The sequence below is a fragment of the Gracilimonas sp. B-17 genome, assembly GCF_056857935.1.
The window spans coordinates 845,756-859,710 of the sequence record NZ_JBSXOA010000012.1; the positions used below are offsets into that span (position 1 = coordinate 845,756).

12 protein-coding genes are annotated in these 13,955 nt (G+C 43.2%); 4 read left to right on the forward strand and 8 right to left on the reverse strand.

Features of this window, described 5'->3' with window-relative positions:
* Nucleotides 1–106 precede the first annotated feature (106 nt).
* From AC13FX_RS12080 to AC13FX_RS12115, 8 genes are all read right to left on the reverse strand, one after another.
* Entirely contained in the window at nt 107–2,155 is a 2,049-nt protein-coding gene (locus tag AC13FX_RS12080; protein WP_482880962.1) for a S9 family peptidase, read from the reverse strand.
* A gap of 108 nt (nt 2,156–2,263) precedes the next feature.
* The gene (locus AC13FX_RS12085; RefSeq protein ID WP_482880963.1) at nt 2,264–2,818 is read right to left on the reverse strand and encodes a DUF427 domain-containing protein; all 555 of its coding nucleotides are present in this window, start codon (nt 2,816–2,818) and stop codon (nt 2,264–2,266) included.
* Between the two features lie 120 nt (nt 2,819–2,938).
* The gene (locus AC13FX_RS12090) at nt 2,939–3,424 is read right to left on the reverse strand and encodes a TspO/MBR family protein (protein WP_482880964.1); all 486 of its coding nucleotides are present in this window, start codon (nt 3,422–3,424) and stop codon (nt 2,939–2,941) included.
* Between the two features lie 46 nt (nt 3,425–3,470).
* Nucleotides 3,471–3,596 carry a hypothetical protein gene (locus AC13FX_RS12095; protein WP_482880966.1) on the reverse strand — a complete coding sequence of 42 codons (126 nt, stop codon included), beginning with the start codon at nt 3,594–3,596 and terminating at the stop codon, nt 3,471–3,473.
* A gap of 67 nt (nt 3,597–3,663) precedes the next feature.
* On the reverse strand, nt 3,664–4,710 hold the full coding sequence (locus tag AC13FX_RS12100; RefSeq protein WP_482880968.1) for a WG repeat-containing protein: 1,047 nt from the start codon (nt 4,708–4,710) through the stop codon (nt 3,664–3,666).
* Nucleotides 4,711–4,721: 11 nt separating this feature from the next.
* Nucleotides 4,722–5,786 carry a WG repeat-containing protein gene (locus AC13FX_RS12105; protein WP_482880969.1) on the reverse strand — a complete coding sequence of 355 codons (1,065 nt, stop codon included), beginning with the start codon at nt 5,784–5,786 and terminating at the stop codon, nt 4,722–4,724.
* Nucleotides 5,783–7,426 (reverse strand): DUF1501 domain-containing protein, encoded by a 1,644-nt coding sequence (locus AC13FX_RS12110; RefSeq protein WP_482880970.1) that lies wholly within the window; start codon nt 7,424–7,426, stop codon nt 5,783–5,785. Before AC13FX_RS12110 ends, AC13FX_RS12105 begins: the two co-directional genes overlap by 4 nt.
* Nucleotides 7,427–7,449: 23 nt before the next feature.
* Nucleotides 7,450–9,078 carry a DUF1800 domain-containing protein gene (locus tag AC13FX_RS12115; RefSeq protein WP_482880971.1) on the reverse strand — a complete coding sequence of 543 codons (1,629 nt, stop codon included), beginning with the start codon at nt 9,076–9,078 and terminating at the stop codon, nt 7,450–7,452.
* A gap of 294 nt (nt 9,079–9,372) precedes the next feature.
* On the opposite strand from AC13FX_RS12115, the gene AC13FX_RS12120 reads away from it, so the two are divergent.
* From AC13FX_RS12120 to AC13FX_RS12135, 4 genes are all read left to right on the forward strand, one after another.
* Nucleotides 9,373–9,840 (forward strand): single-stranded DNA-binding protein, encoded by a 468-nt coding sequence (locus tag AC13FX_RS12120; RefSeq protein WP_482880974.1) that lies wholly within the window; start codon nt 9,373–9,375, stop codon nt 9,838–9,840.
* 138 nt (nt 9,841–9,978) lie between these two features.
* Nucleotides 9,979–11,358 (forward strand): hemolysin family protein, encoded by a 1,380-nt coding sequence (locus tag AC13FX_RS12125; protein ID WP_482880976.1) that lies wholly within the window; start codon nt 9,979–9,981, stop codon nt 11,356–11,358.
* 4 nt (nt 11,359–11,362) lie between these two features.
* Complete coding sequence (murB, locus tag AC13FX_RS12130) at nt 11,363–12,388, forward strand: UDP-N-acetylmuramate dehydrogenase (RefSeq protein ID WP_482880977.1); 1,026 nt, start codon at nt 11,363–11,365, stop codon at nt 12,386–12,388.
* A 76-nt stretch (nt 12,389–12,464) separates the two neighbouring features.
* On the forward strand, nt 12,465–13,955 hold the full coding sequence (locus AC13FX_RS12135) for a M48 family metalloprotease (RefSeq protein WP_482880978.1): 1,491 nt from the start codon (nt 12,465–12,467) through the stop codon (nt 13,953–13,955).

A 13,955-nucleotide genomic window follows, 5' to 3' on the forward strand; every position in this document is an offset into this window, starting at 1 on the left:
CCCCTAAAAATAAAAGAGTCAGTTCACTTGGTAGCCTGAACTGACTCTTATAAAACTTAAAAAGTTAGATCATAATGAACCTTACGGGAAGGTCATTGCCATAGATCTAATTTTTATACCTGTCGAACCATCCAACAATATAACCAACCTTGCGGATCAGGTTACTTGGTTTGCCGGCAATACCATGACCGGATCCCTGAATTCTAACCATTACGGCATCAATGTCCTGAATTTTGAGTGCAGCATAATATTGCTCAGTTTCACTCATTGGTGTTCTGTAATCCTGTTCACCAGTTAATAGCATGGTTGGGGTTTTTACGTTGCCTACAAGAGAGATAGGGGAACGCTCGAGGTATTGTTCGGGATCTTCCCAGGGTCGTTTAGAAAACCAGTACTTACTGTAAAAAGCAGCACCATCTGCTGTGAGGGCAAAACTATACCAGTTTATGACCGGTTTGGCTACAACGGCAGCTGCAAAACGATCGGTCATCCCAATCGACCATGCGGTAAGTACACCACCACCGCTACCACCGGTGATAAATAAATTATCTTCGTCAATATAACCCTGACCGATCACATGATCCGTTGCATCCATTAAGTCGTTATAATCTTCACTTGGGTAATTGAGATTGATGTAGGAAGCGAAATCCGGACCATAACTGGTGCTGCCACGAGGATTCGTATAAACCACTACATAGCCTCGGCTTGCCATAAGTTGTAATTCGGGCGTGAACTGAGGTCCATAGCTCGAGTATGGTCCACCATGTATCTCAAGGATCATGGGATATTTCTTATTTGGGTCAAAATCAGGAGGAGTGATGATCCAGCCCTGAACTTTGAAATCATCCACAGAAGAATCCACCCAGAATTCCTCGACAGCGCCGAGCTTGTTTGCTTTCAGAAATTGTTCATTCAGGTTCGTCAGAGTTTTAGGTGCCATCCGTGTTGGGAAGTGAGCCACACCCAGTTCGGCCGGTTTTGTGGGGGATCCAACTGAATAGGCAATGCGTCCGTTCTTTGCAATAGAAAAAGAGCCACCGCTGTATGGCCGGCCAATAGTGGCCCCACTCAGGCCTGCCACAACGTTTGAATATTCGCCATTCAATTTAATGTTACCAACTTTACTATCACCTTCCTCAGTGTATCCAAAAAAGATGGAGCGACTATCTGAGGCCCAGTTAATGGATGAAATATCCTGTTCGAAATCATCTGAGATCTTTCGGAGGTTTGAACCGTCCCGGTTCATTATATAAAGATCGGTAAGTTGGTATCCCACAAATTCATCCTTGTACCCGGTGTACGCTATCAGTTTACCATCTGGTGAGATCCTTGGGTTGCTGTGCGGGCCTCGTTTATCAGTGATCTGTGTCATCTCACCAGTTTCAATGTTCATTTCGTAGACCTGCTCATTATTTGGGTCCAGTTCGGCATTTCCTGTTCGATCGGCTGTAAAAATAATATGATTGCCATCAGGAGCCCATGAAGCAGAACCGTGGTCGTAATCACCATGCGTAAGTTGACGGGGTGAACCGCCTTCTGCAGAGATCACAAATATATGATTATACCCCTTCTCAGCATATCCACCTCCATCTCTTCTGTAAACGACATCATCAATGACCTGTGCCGGTTTTTCCCATTCTGCACCTTCCGGAGGTGAAGGTAGTTGTGCTATTCTTTGAGATGAATTAGCCGGAACAAATTTTGAAAAGAGTAACATGCTTCCATCGGGTGACCACCTAAGGTTACCTGGACTTTCTGTTAGATTAGTGAGAGAAGCTGAAATTCCGGAATCCATCCATCGCACAAAGATCTGACTGGATCCTTCCTCACTTGATGTGTATGCGATCCTGTTGCCATTAGGCGACCAGACCACATTACCATAACCTGATTTTCCGGATGTAAGTGGTTTATGATCCTCACCGTTGAACCCAATGGTCCAAAGATTGACCATTCTGCGGTCTGTCATCACATCAAACTGATGCCTTTGATATACAATGGTGTTACCATCTGGTGAGATCTGGGGACTTGCGACCATCTGCAGGTCAAAGATATCCATGTAATCGAAGTAGGATTCATCAACCTGTGCATGTGCATAACTGAAACCGGTTAATAGGACCGCCACAAGTGTCAGAATAGAACGTTGTTTTGTAAGCATAAGTGGGCAATTGGTTAGAGGTTTTGGCTATTATAAGTTCAAATCCTCAGTTCTGAAAGAAATAGGGACCGTTCTTATTATAAATAATGTGAAAAGTAGAGAGTTGTATTACAAATAGGTTTTGTCAGATTCCCCTTTGAAAGGGCCGATGATCTCTTTAGTTACCCAACCACCATAAAATTTTCCCGGTTGAGGCTGTACATGTTCGCCATTCAGATAACAATATAATTTCGAGGGGTAGAAGGCAAAGTGGCTCATAATTTTATTGAATTCTTTTTTGGGCTGAGGATAACACCACGCTGCTTTTTCAGCTACTTTATCATCCACAATTACATCCCAATAAATTGCCTCACCTTTCCACTCACACCTGGATACCCCCTGAGTTTTCTTTAGGTATTTATTATTAAGGTCTTCTTTGGGTATATAAATAGATGGGGGGCTTGCTGTTTCTTTAACCTTAAGGGCATTGGTACTTCTGGCAATGATCTTATTTTCAAAAATGATCAAAACCTCCCGTTCTTCCTTTTCGATGATCGGCGGCCTGGGATAATCCCACACCGATTCCTGACCTTCTTTTGGCACAACTGCAAAATCCGGCCGTTTTTGCCCATAATACTTCAAACCCGATGTATTGGGATCTGCCCCATTGAACTTTGTACTCATTTACCCATAATAAGATTAATATTCATTTCTTACCCATCACTTACATATCGGTAATGTTACAATAAATATATTACTCTATTGTAAATTTTCTTAATCGTCTACCCATTAAAATGAATCACTTTAATTTAGGGTATAGATGGAAAAATTGAGGATGGATGCAAAGCTTACCCACAGTAGATAGGGGATCAACAGCCAGGCAGCCAGAGGTTTGAGTTCTTTGAAGCGGAGTATCGTTAGAATGATCATACCGAGTAAAAGCAGGATCTCAATGAAAGCAATAAGAGGACTTTGAAACCCAAAAAACAGATAAGACCAGATCCCGTTGAGCATAAGCTGGATACCAAAAACAGATAAAGCATGCTTTACATCCTGTCGGTTCATACCAATTTGCCAGATCATAGCAGCTGAGATCCCCATCAGAATGTATAAGGTAGTCCATACGGGGCCAAATAACCAATTTGGAGGATTAAATGATGGTTTGTTGAGAGATGCATACCAGCCGGGAATGGCATCAATGGTAACGGTACTTGCTGCCAGCCCAACCAAATTACAAATAACAATAGCTATAATGATCTTTAGCCAGTAGGGTGGACGATCTGCATTCATATCTTGTGATAAATAATTCAAATAATGAATACAGTAACGTAACTATTTAGTTGGAAAGCAATAGCAGAAAGATAACGGATAGCACCAGAAGAGAGACCTTTATTCTGTACTTGATCTCATCATTCTCGTGCTCCTGTTCCAGGTAATCTTGGATTATTTGTTCACTGATCATAACGGTTGTCCTTTTTTATTTATTTAAAAGAGACACAGAACAGCCGATTGTTACAAAAAATTAGGCCTTAACGAGTTGGAAACCAGACATAATTACCGGATCTATCGATATATCCATAGTTTTCTTCGATCTCATCTTCCACCGGTTCGTAAATGATAACACGGGCTAAACCATTGTAAAATGGTTCAACTTCATCAAATTTTGGTGAAGTGATCTGATTGCCCGATCTATCAATAAATGTCCATTTATCATTGATGAGTACAGGCGCGCGTTCTTCACTAAAAGTTCCGGCCTGTTGGAACTGTTCTTCTATAACAAGTTCACCTGATCTATTGATGTAACCGAAAGAATTTGAGTTGATCCTCGCAGGGGCCAAACCATTTCCAAAGTTTCCAACACTTATAAATTGAGGGGAAATAGTGACATTACCGTTTATCCCAATAAAACCCCATCGGTCACTCACTTTAACGGCAGCCATCTGATCAGAAAATGGTTTTGCCTCTGCATATTTCAATTCAACCACGGTTTTTCCTGATTTATCAATGTAACCAAACAGGTCATTGTCACGAACCAGAGCTCTGCCATCTCTAAATTCACTTTCTTCCACGTAATCAATATTATTAGGTAATCCAATGGCTTCAATGCGGTTACCGTTTTCGTCTATATAGTAATAATTGGAGTAGTCAATACTGCGAACGAAAGCACGACCATCGGAGAAATGAGAGGCATCCCTAAATTTAGGATTTATAACAAAATTTCCTTTTTTATTGATGAATCCCCATCTGCCTTCAAACTGTATAGCAGCTTTACCATCAGAAAAGCGTCGAATGTTACTGAAATTGCCCTCGATGCTTATCTCACCTTTCTTGTTTATGTATTTCCAACCCCAAGAGTGCCTTACGGTAGCCATGCCTTCATGAAAGGCACCGGCATTTTGAAACTCAGGTTCCAGGATGATCTTTCCGTCTTTGTTGATATAACCCCACTCACCGTCGATGCGAACAGGGTATAGGTTGACGGTGTCATCATCGCTTCCTGTGATATTGTCTACAACATCGCAGGATGAAATTAAAAGTGCTAATAATGTGATCGTAATTAATAGTATGTATCTCATGATGTCTAAAATTATTGAGTTGGGTACCAAATGTATTCACCTTTAGTATTGATATAGCCATATCGGATATCATCATCGTTGCCAATACGTACCCTTGCAATACCATTTTTAAAACTATCTGCCTCTTCGTGTGGTTCAGCTATCGATAGCAGTTTGCTGTTCTTATTTATGTAGAACCAATCATTTCCCATCTGAACAGCAGCCATATTTTCTGAAAATGACTTCACTTCATTGAACTGCGGCTCAATGTAGATCTCGCCATTTTTATCAATAAAACCTACGTAGTCACCATCCCTGTACCAGGCCAATCCCTGAGAGAAGCGACCTGCGTCCTGAAAAGAGGGGGTAATTACAGGACTCCCGGACTTATTGATGAAGCCCCATCCGTCACTTGTTTCAATTGGAGCCAGGCCGTCAACAAATTCTCCGGCACTTGAGATCTGAAAAGTAGGGTTTATAATTTCATTGCCTGACTCATCTATATAAACCCAGCCATCAAAGGTCTCCACAGCTGCAAGTCCGTCCGAAAAAGGTCTGGCATCACTATATTTTGGTTCCACAATGGTATTTCCATCTGAATTAATAAATCCCCAGAGTCCATCTATTCTTACTGCCGCTTTGCCTTCTGAGATCGGTTGGGCAAAATCATACTGAGCTTCGATCACAAAATTACCTGACTCATCTATAAAACCATATAGTTGTCCGGGTAACTGTACAGGGGCAAGTCCATCGAAAAAATCACCGGCACTGGTAAATTGAGGTTCTATAGAAAGTTTGGGGGGGGAGGTTTGAATATAACCCCACAATGTGCCTTCACGTACGGCTGCCATTTTCCCGGATTCATCCCTGGCAAGGTCGAATTGTGGGTCCATAACAATATTTCCGGAGGTTGATATATATCCCCAGCTGCCATTAAGGAGTACAGGATGGATCATTTCATTATTATTGTCATCATCATCTCTGCCAAGAGCGGAATCTACTATATCACACCCTGTTAAAAGTACGATCCCAAATAATGCGATCAGCAAAAGTGATAGCAGCTTGGGTTTGAGTCGTTGTTTATGTGAGTAGGTCATTTTATTAAAGTCATTTTTTTAGTTTGAACCCCATCGGGTGTATTCAATTTGTAGAAATAGATCCCGCTAGAAAGATTTGATGCGTCGAACCGAATGCTGTAATCACCGGATGATCGTCGCTCATCGATCAGCGTTTTAACCAGACTTCCCTTCATATCATAGATACTGAGTTTGACATCGGCGGCCTGAGCCAGTGAAAAGGATATCGTGGTAGTAGGGTTGAACGGATTTGGATAATTTTGTTCCAATTTAAAAGACCTTGGTGGCCGCTGTGATATGTCATTGCTGGTAGCCAAACCATCTACAAACCCAAGGTTTTGATAGCCGCTACCTATGACGGCTCCGGTTTCCGTTCCATCCAAACCAAACCAGTCTTCCAGAATGGAAGTATAGACAGAACGATAATCGGTACTGAATACGGGATCTCCTGATCTATCGAGATTAGTCAGATCAGAATGATTTCCATATAGCCCACCGTTCACCGGACCAAAGACCATAACTGGTGCAGAAGAACCGTGATCCGTACCGTTGGATGAATTTTCATCCAGCGTGCGACCAAACTCTGAAAATGTCATAGTGAGAGCACGGTTATCAAGATTATCAGACTCGAGGTCAGAGTAGAATGCTTGAACCGAATCGGCAATATCAGACAGTAGATTTGCATGCCCTCCTTCAGTTCCCCCCTGATTGTTGTGAGTGTCAAAACCACCTTTAGAGACCAGAAATAGTTTGGTATTCAATCCACCCCTTATCAACCGTGCTACCACAGCCAGGCTGCGTGACAAAGATGAATTGGGATAAGTTACCAGGTTGGTGGCATTGTCGGCAGCCGTTTGGATAGATTCAAGGTATCTGAATGAAGAGTTCGCAATTTTACGCGCGAACGAGAGCGAGTTACCAAATTCGTTTTGGGGTACGTTATTTTCGTTATAAAACCCACCTTGTTCGAGAAATGTGGTAAACTGATTCGCTCCGCCAAAGGTGACGCCAAGGTTGCCGAACTCACTTTGAAATACGGTGGCCGATCCTCCAATTCGAACGCCAAGCGGGAATTCGGGTGGATTCATTATGAAATCTGGGTTGTCCTCAACCAAAAAACGACCTGCCCACCCTGAGTTTTCGACATTATTACTGCCGCTCCCGGTGGTCCAGATATCTGTGGCACGGGCATGTGATCGATTGGTGTCTGCATAACCTACATTGTTGATCACGGCCATATTCCCATCACCCCAAAGTGGCTCAAGATTTGCCATGGCCGGATGCATGCCGATCTCATCACTTAGCAGAATGGAATTTTGTTTTCTAATCCCAATGGTTGGCCTTTTTTGATAATAGATGTCGTTTTCAACGGGGATGATGGTATTAAGTCCGTCATTTCCTCCACTAAGTTGGATCATCACCAAAATGCGATCATTATCTGCTCGCGAAAGACGATTAAAGAATTTCGAACGTGCAAAGGTACTCACAGGCATCCCCCCAAGCATCATTGACGAGCCAATGGCTCCAAAGCCAAGTGTACTTAGGAAACTTCGCCGACTCCAGCATTCATGATCATGAGAGTGGGCTTCTTTGTCCTCAAGGCTTGCACCCTTTCGGTCATGAGATAGATCCGGATTTTTATGTTTTTTGCTATTGCACATAAGGCTGAGGCGGTCATTAAAGTTTAAATTAGCTGATATGCCGGTAGTTGTTGCAGATAGGATATATACAGTCTGATATTTTCAGCAAACACCTCCTGGTAATACAAATTACCGTCCTGATCTGTATCTGCATAGAATTCATACCAGGGTATGGTGCCAAGCAGGATCTTCGTCAGGTTGATCTTGTATTCGGGAAAATTGGAGTACCCTGAGACGTTATTGCTTGGATGAAAACTTGGATCACCGGCAAAGTCTTCCTCTACTTCACGTATACCTACCGTATTTAGTGGGGGAGACAACAGGTGTTGGGCCAGATCCTCAGCCAGTGTGAAGGGATTTGAGGGGTCTGAGATCTTTTCTGCTATTCTAATGGGGTCATATCTGTTACCGGAATCATTATACCCATATATGATATCGGTCAAATTATCCCATCTCGAGGGTAATAGATTGGTATTTAGCCATGAAAAATGCCCCGGGGTGCCGTCTGAATAAGGGGGATTGTAACCGGCCCAGCCAAATACGGTTTCAGGCCTGAGTAACTCTTCATTCAGTTCCTGCATACGCAATCGAATATATTCCTTAAGCTGAGAGGTTGGTGTGATCTCAAGTTCTCTCAGGTAAGACATGAAGACTTCAGTAGGGCTTTTGATCCTGCAACCCATGAACTGAGTTTCATAAAAGTGAGCACTGCTCAGTAATTTTTTTAACACAGCAGCTATATCAAAATTCTGGGTCACACAATAATCAGCCAGTTCTGATATCACTGTTTCGTTTGGGGTGGCAGAGACAAAAAAGACATATAATTTTTTTGAAAGGAAATAGGCGACTTCCTGTTCTTTGTTGGAAAAAATAAGATCGATAACCCCATCAAGATCATAATTGGAGGTAGTGCCAAATATCGTTTTAGCAGTACTGTCATGTCGGCTCTCATCAAAATAACCACTTAATGTGTCATTGTTGACTCTCCAACCCGTAACTGCCCTGGCTACTTCAGCAACATCGTTTTCAGTGTAATTATCACTTCCGGTTTTATCTTTTGGCCCCAAAGTGAACAATTCCATGAGTTCCCGGGCAAAATCTTCATTGGGTTGGCCAACCACATTATTGTAGTTATTCAGATAGTATAGCATGGCTGAGTTTTTACTCACTGCCGTTACGAGGTCTTTAAAATTTCCAAACCCGGAACCGTAAAGAAGTTTCCAGTACTTATACATATGACTGGCATAGCTGTTGCTTGCCTTAACCGTAAGCTCGTTCATATTACTGTATGAAACTGCGAAATGATTACTCCAGAATAAGGTCATTCTTTCCAGAAGGCCGCCATTGTACATTTCATCCATCCATCTAAACTGAATGTCATAGACATCATTTACATCTCCTGAGTTGCCACTTGTATACCATTGCGGGTCATCCGGAAGGGGAGTCGAAACCGCATTGTCTACAATAGCATTTACTGCATCCGTTGCATTACTGAAACTGCGCGCATAGTTCAGGTGGTTGATCTTTAAACCAAGGTGTGTACGTCTAATCAAATGTGCTGCCTGGATCTTACCCCATGAACCATTGTAGGATTCTAAACCAGCCAGACTTGCCTGATTGCTGGCAATGGTTACAGAACTACTAAGTTCCTCTTTCATATTATTGTTGATCATAGGTTCCGGATAAATTCTTACCGCTTGTTATTGCCTACAAGAGAGGTATTAGAGCCCAATTGTTACAATAATGTTTTCTAACGCATATAGGCGGTTTAGAACAAATGGTTCCCCAAACCTTTGGAAGTTTTTTTGATACAACGACATGCAGATGAGGCTGAAATGAATAAGAAAACTCAATTCTAATCATTAAGTATGACTTAATGATTGACTGTTTTTTTAAAAATTTTTGTAAGGAATTCCTCTGAACTAACTCTTACATTGCAAACAAATAACAAAAAAACAGGATACGACATGAGTTCACTTAACAAAGCAATGATAATAGGGAATCTGGGTCAGGACCCGGAAGTACGTTATACACAATCGAACACAGCCGTGGCTACATTGAATATTGCCACGAGTGAGAGATATAAAGACAGTAATGGAGAATATCAGGAAAATACGGAATGGCACCGCGTGGTTGCCTGGGGCAGAACTGCAGAGATCTGTCAGCAGTACCTGACCAAGGGTTCAAAAGTATATATTGAAGGACCGATCCAAACCCGCCAGTGGGAAGACAAGGATGGTCAGAAACGCTATACCACTGAGATCAAAGCTCTGCGTATGGTTATGCTGGATAGCAGAGGTGATGGTGGCGGAGCTCCACAAGGTGGAAACCGTCCGCAAAACCAGAATCAGAATCAAGGTGGCGGAAAACCGATGAACAGTAACGTTGAACTGGATAGTAATTTCGACGATATGGATGATGATCTTCCATTCTAGACAATCCATCAGATAACCTAATTAAAGCGGTATGGAGCCCTCTCTATGCCGCTTTTTTATTTGTAGCTACCGTATGCATAAAGTTTTATATTTTGCAGTGCGCCATCACCAGAAACATTAATTAACGAAACTTATTCATTGGATTTACAAGAAGACCCATTTAGTTTGGTTCAGGATTCCGTTCTTAACCTGCCCGTTGATATGGCAATACCGGGTATAGATCCGATGGTACTTGGAATTCAGCTTCTCTTTTTATTTATCGGTCTTGCATTGTCCGCCATCTTTTCGGGATCAGAAGTGGCTCTTTTCTCACTGGCCAACCGAATGGAAGAACTGGATACCAACGGTGGAAACAAAGCAGACCGCCGCATATTCAGAATGCTTGACAAGCCAAGGCGTTTGCTGGCTACCATACTTATTGGAAATACCTTTGCAAATATTGTGGCATCCGTACTTGCTGCAGTTATCACCGGAGATATTGTTGAAGCGTATGGATTATCGGAAGTGGTGGTATTCACGGCAGAAGTTCTGGTTCTGACCTTTATGATCCTGATCCTGAGTGAGATCACCCCCAAGATCATTGCCATCAATAACCCACTGAAGGTATCACGTACGAACAGTGCGTTTATTTATACCATTTTTATTTTACTGAAGCCCTTCGCCAAGCTGATCGCGGACAGTACCATCAGTCTGGAACGTTATCTTCCAAAACCCGCCAGTAAGATGACCTCTGAAGACATCAGAACCATGGCAGAGGTAAGTGAACAGGAGGGATCTATTCATGAGGATGAACGGGAGATCATAGAAAATGTGATCGGATTTGGGGATATCATGGTAAGGGAGATCATGACCTCCCGTGTGAATATCGTATCGGTATCACTGAATGAGACTCTTCAGGAAGTACTGGCTAAGATCAGGGAAAATGGCTTATCCCGAATGCCCCTTATTGATAATGACCTTGATAATATTCAGGGTGTTCTCTATGCAAAAGACGTTCTTCCCTACCTGAATGCCGAAGAAGAGGAGCCTATACTGAACTGGAAGACTATTTCCCGAAAAGCACTCTTTATACCGGCCACCAAGAAGCTGGATGACCTGTTAAGGGATTTTCAGCAGGAAAAGACCCACATTGCCATTGTGGTTGATGAGTATGGAGGAACCGAGGGGATTGTAACCATGGATGACATCCTGGAAGAGATCGTGGGTGATATCACGGATGATTCAGGAGAAGAGGTCAAATTATATACGCGTTTCAAAAGCGGCATCTATATCTTTGATGCAAAGATCGATCTGGATGATATGGAAGAGATCCTGGATCTTGAGATCACGACCGATGACGATGAATATGAAACACTGGGTGGACTGATCTATCACCTGACCGAAAGCCTGCCTATGGTTGGTGAGCGCATCAAGTTCAAGAACATGGAACTCACGGTTCATTCCGTTAAAAACAACCGGATCAAAAAGGTAAGAGTTAAGTTAGAAAACCCGGAAGAAGTAAATACACCCGCTGAATAATTATATGTCCGACGCACCTGAGGTAAAAGAACATTTCGATCTCACTGAATATAATACGATGGGGGTTAGTGCCAAAAGCCGGTACTTTGCTTCCGTGACTTCAGCAAATGAACTCAGACAGTTATTATTGAAGCCGGACTATAAACTGTTGCCCAAACTGATGCTTGGCGGAGGCAGTAATATCCTGTTTGCCAACGATTTTGAAGGCCTCATTATTCACCTGGATATCAAAGGCAGAGAGGTGCTCGAGGAAACTGATGAGCACGTCTTATGGAAGCTTGGGAGCGGAGAGAACTGGCATCAGGTAGTATTAGGAGCTATCGAAAATGGTTGGGGAGGTATAGAGAACCTGTCCCTGATACCCGGTTCAATGGGAGCTGCTCCCATACAGAATATTGGTGCCTATGGCGTGGAACTGGTACAGGTGTTCGATTCACTTGAAGCGGTTAACCTGGATACCGGAGTACTCAAGACCTTTGATCATAAGGACTGCAAATTTGGTTATCGGGACAGTGTATTCAAAAATGACCTGAAGGGGCAGTATGTGATCACATCTGTTACCCTGAAGCTGAGTAAAGAACCCAGGCTAAACACGGCTTACCGGGCTCTCTCTGAAAAACTGGAGGAAAAAGGAATTGGTGATCCATCCATCAAAGACATCAGTGATGCCGTTATTGAGATCAGGCAGAGTAAGTTGCCGGACCCGGCCGAGATCGGCAATACCGGTAGTTTCTTCAAGAACCCGGTTATCCCGGAGTCCGAATTTGAACGTTTGAGATCCGATTACCCGGACATTCCTAACTATCCCGATAAAGAGGGAGTCAAGATCCCTGCTGCCTGGCTGATCGATCAGTGTGGATGGAAAGGGGAACGAATCGGCGATGCCGGAGTACATAAGATGCAGGCTTTGGTGATCGTGAATTACGGAAAAGCTACCGGGGCTGAGATCATTGCACTGGCCGAAAAGATCAGAAAGTCTGTGCATGAGAAGTTTGGAGTCGCTTTGACCCCCGAAGTAAATATTGTGTAATAAGGCTGCATACACTTATTTTATATAGTCTGTCAATTGAGAACTAGACCGTTAAAATTTTAATACACGGAATACCATGAAGATCAAAAAGAAGTTACTCACGCTCATACTAATAGTATCCGTTGGTTTAGGAGGATGTGTTACGCTTGAGCAAAATCCTATCTCGGGAAATAAAAGGGCTTATGGGTACAGTTGGGAACAAGAGGTTCAGATCGGTAAGGAAGCTGATTCTGAGATCATTGCCCAGTACGGATTGTATGAGAATGAAGAGCTTTCCGATTATGTATCTCAGCTGGGACAGGCCCTGGTGGAAGTCAGCCATATGAGAAGAGCGGATACCCCTGAAAAATTCAAAAACACAGAATTTACTTTCAGGGTGCTCAACAGTCCTGTTGTGAATGCCTTTGCCTTGCCCGGTGGCTTTATTTATGTGACTCGTGGACTGCTTGGCCATTTGAACAATGAAGCTCAGCTGGCGGTGGTATTGGGTCATGAGATCGGCCACGTAGCGGCACGGCACGCCTCTCAGCGAGCCATGCAGCAGCAATTTGGTCAGCTTGCCGTGATCGGTGGAGCGGTGCTTGGTGAATCTCTCGGATATGACGGACAAAGCATTCTACAGCTCAGCAGTCAAACAGCCCAACTCATGTTTTTGAAGTATGGACGTGACGACGAACGCGAATCCGATGCGTTGGGAGTTGAGTATGCAGCCATGAAACAATATGAGGCAGCTGAAGGGGCTGATTTCTTTACCTCATTAAAGAGAATTTCTGAAACACAAGGTGGAGGGATCCCAACCTTGTTATCCAGCCACCCGGATCCCGGTGAAAGGGAAGACCGTATTCCTGAACTTGCACGGGAATGGGCTGAAAAAGGATATGAACAGACGATCATAGACAAGCAGGAATACCTCAATATGATCGAAGGTATTGTCTTTGGGAATAACCCCAGAGAGGGATTTGAAAGAGATGGCATGTTCTATCACCCGGATCTGCAATTCCAGTTTCCGGTTCCCAATGGCTTTCAGCTGATCAATCAAACCTCGGCTGTGGTCATGGTGAATGAGGCTCAGGATGCCATCATTCAGTTTACCATCGATAATCAAAATGAAACCCCGGAATCGTCTGTGCGAACCTTTTTGGCGCAGGAAGGTATCACCGTGCTTGAACAGCAGTCATTTTCTACCAATTCACTGAACGGTTATCAGGGCATCGCAACAGCACAGGCTCAGGATGGTACTGAACTTAAGTTGAAGCTATCGGCTCTGAGTTATGGCGGAAATGTATATCGATTCCTGAGTTATACTACCAGTGCCCAGTTTGATACCTACCGTGCTGATTTTGTCAATGTTGAAAACGGTTTTGATCAACTTTTCGATGACAGCATTTTGGATATTGAACCGGTCAGGCTGGATCTTGTGACTGTTTCAAGAACCGCTCCATTCAGTTCATTTTTACCTAACGAATTGCCGATGGATATTCAGGCCATTGATATAGCCATCATCAACCAGGTGGAAATGGATCAAACCATACAGGCGGGAACCGTTCTTAAATTACCGGTTCAGTAA

What these genes read in the sequence shown, in the direction of transcription:
- AC13FX_RS12080 (WP_482880962.1), bottom strand. Translation starts at nt 2,155, where the DNA reads ATGCTTACAAAACAACGTTCTATTCTGACACTTGTGGCGGTCCTATTA.
- AC13FX_RS12085 (WP_482880963.1), bottom strand. Translation starts at nt 2,818, where the DNA reads ATGAGTACAAAGTTCAATGGGGCAGATCCCAATACATCGGGTTTGAAG.
- AC13FX_RS12090 (WP_482880964.1), bottom strand. Translation starts at nt 3,424, where the DNA reads ATGAATGCAGATCGTCCACCCTACTGGCTAAAGATCATTATAGCTATT.
- AC13FX_RS12095 (WP_482880966.1), bottom strand. Translation starts at nt 3,596, where the DNA reads ATGATCAGTGAACAAATAATCCAAGATTACCTGGAACAGGAGCACGAG.
- AC13FX_RS12100 (WP_482880968.1), bottom strand. Translation starts at nt 4,710, where the DNA reads ATGAGATACATACTATTAATTACGATCACATTATTAGCACTTTTAATT.
- AC13FX_RS12105 (WP_482880969.1), bottom strand. Translation starts at nt 5,786, where the DNA reads ATGACCTACTCACATAAACAACGACTCAAACCCAAGCTGCTATCACTT.
- AC13FX_RS12110 (WP_482880970.1), bottom strand. Translation starts at nt 7,426, where the DNA reads ATGTGCAATAGCAAAAAACATAAAAATCCGGATCTATCTCATGACCGA.
- AC13FX_RS12115 (WP_482880971.1), bottom strand. Translation starts at nt 9,078, where the DNA reads ATGATCAACAATAATATGAAAGAGGAACTTAGTAGTTCTGTAACCATT.
- AC13FX_RS12120 (WP_482880974.1), top strand. Translation starts at nt 9,373, where the DNA reads ATGAGTTCACTTAACAAAGCAATGATAATAGGGAATCTGGGTCAGGAC.
- murB (WP_482880977.1), top strand. Translation starts at nt 11,363, where the DNA reads ATGTCCGACGCACCTGAGGTAAAAGAACATTTCGATCTCACTGAATAT.
- AC13FX_RS12135 (WP_482880978.1), top strand. Translation starts at nt 12,465, where the DNA reads ATGAAGATCAAAAAGAAGTTACTCACGCTCATACTAATAGTATCCGTT.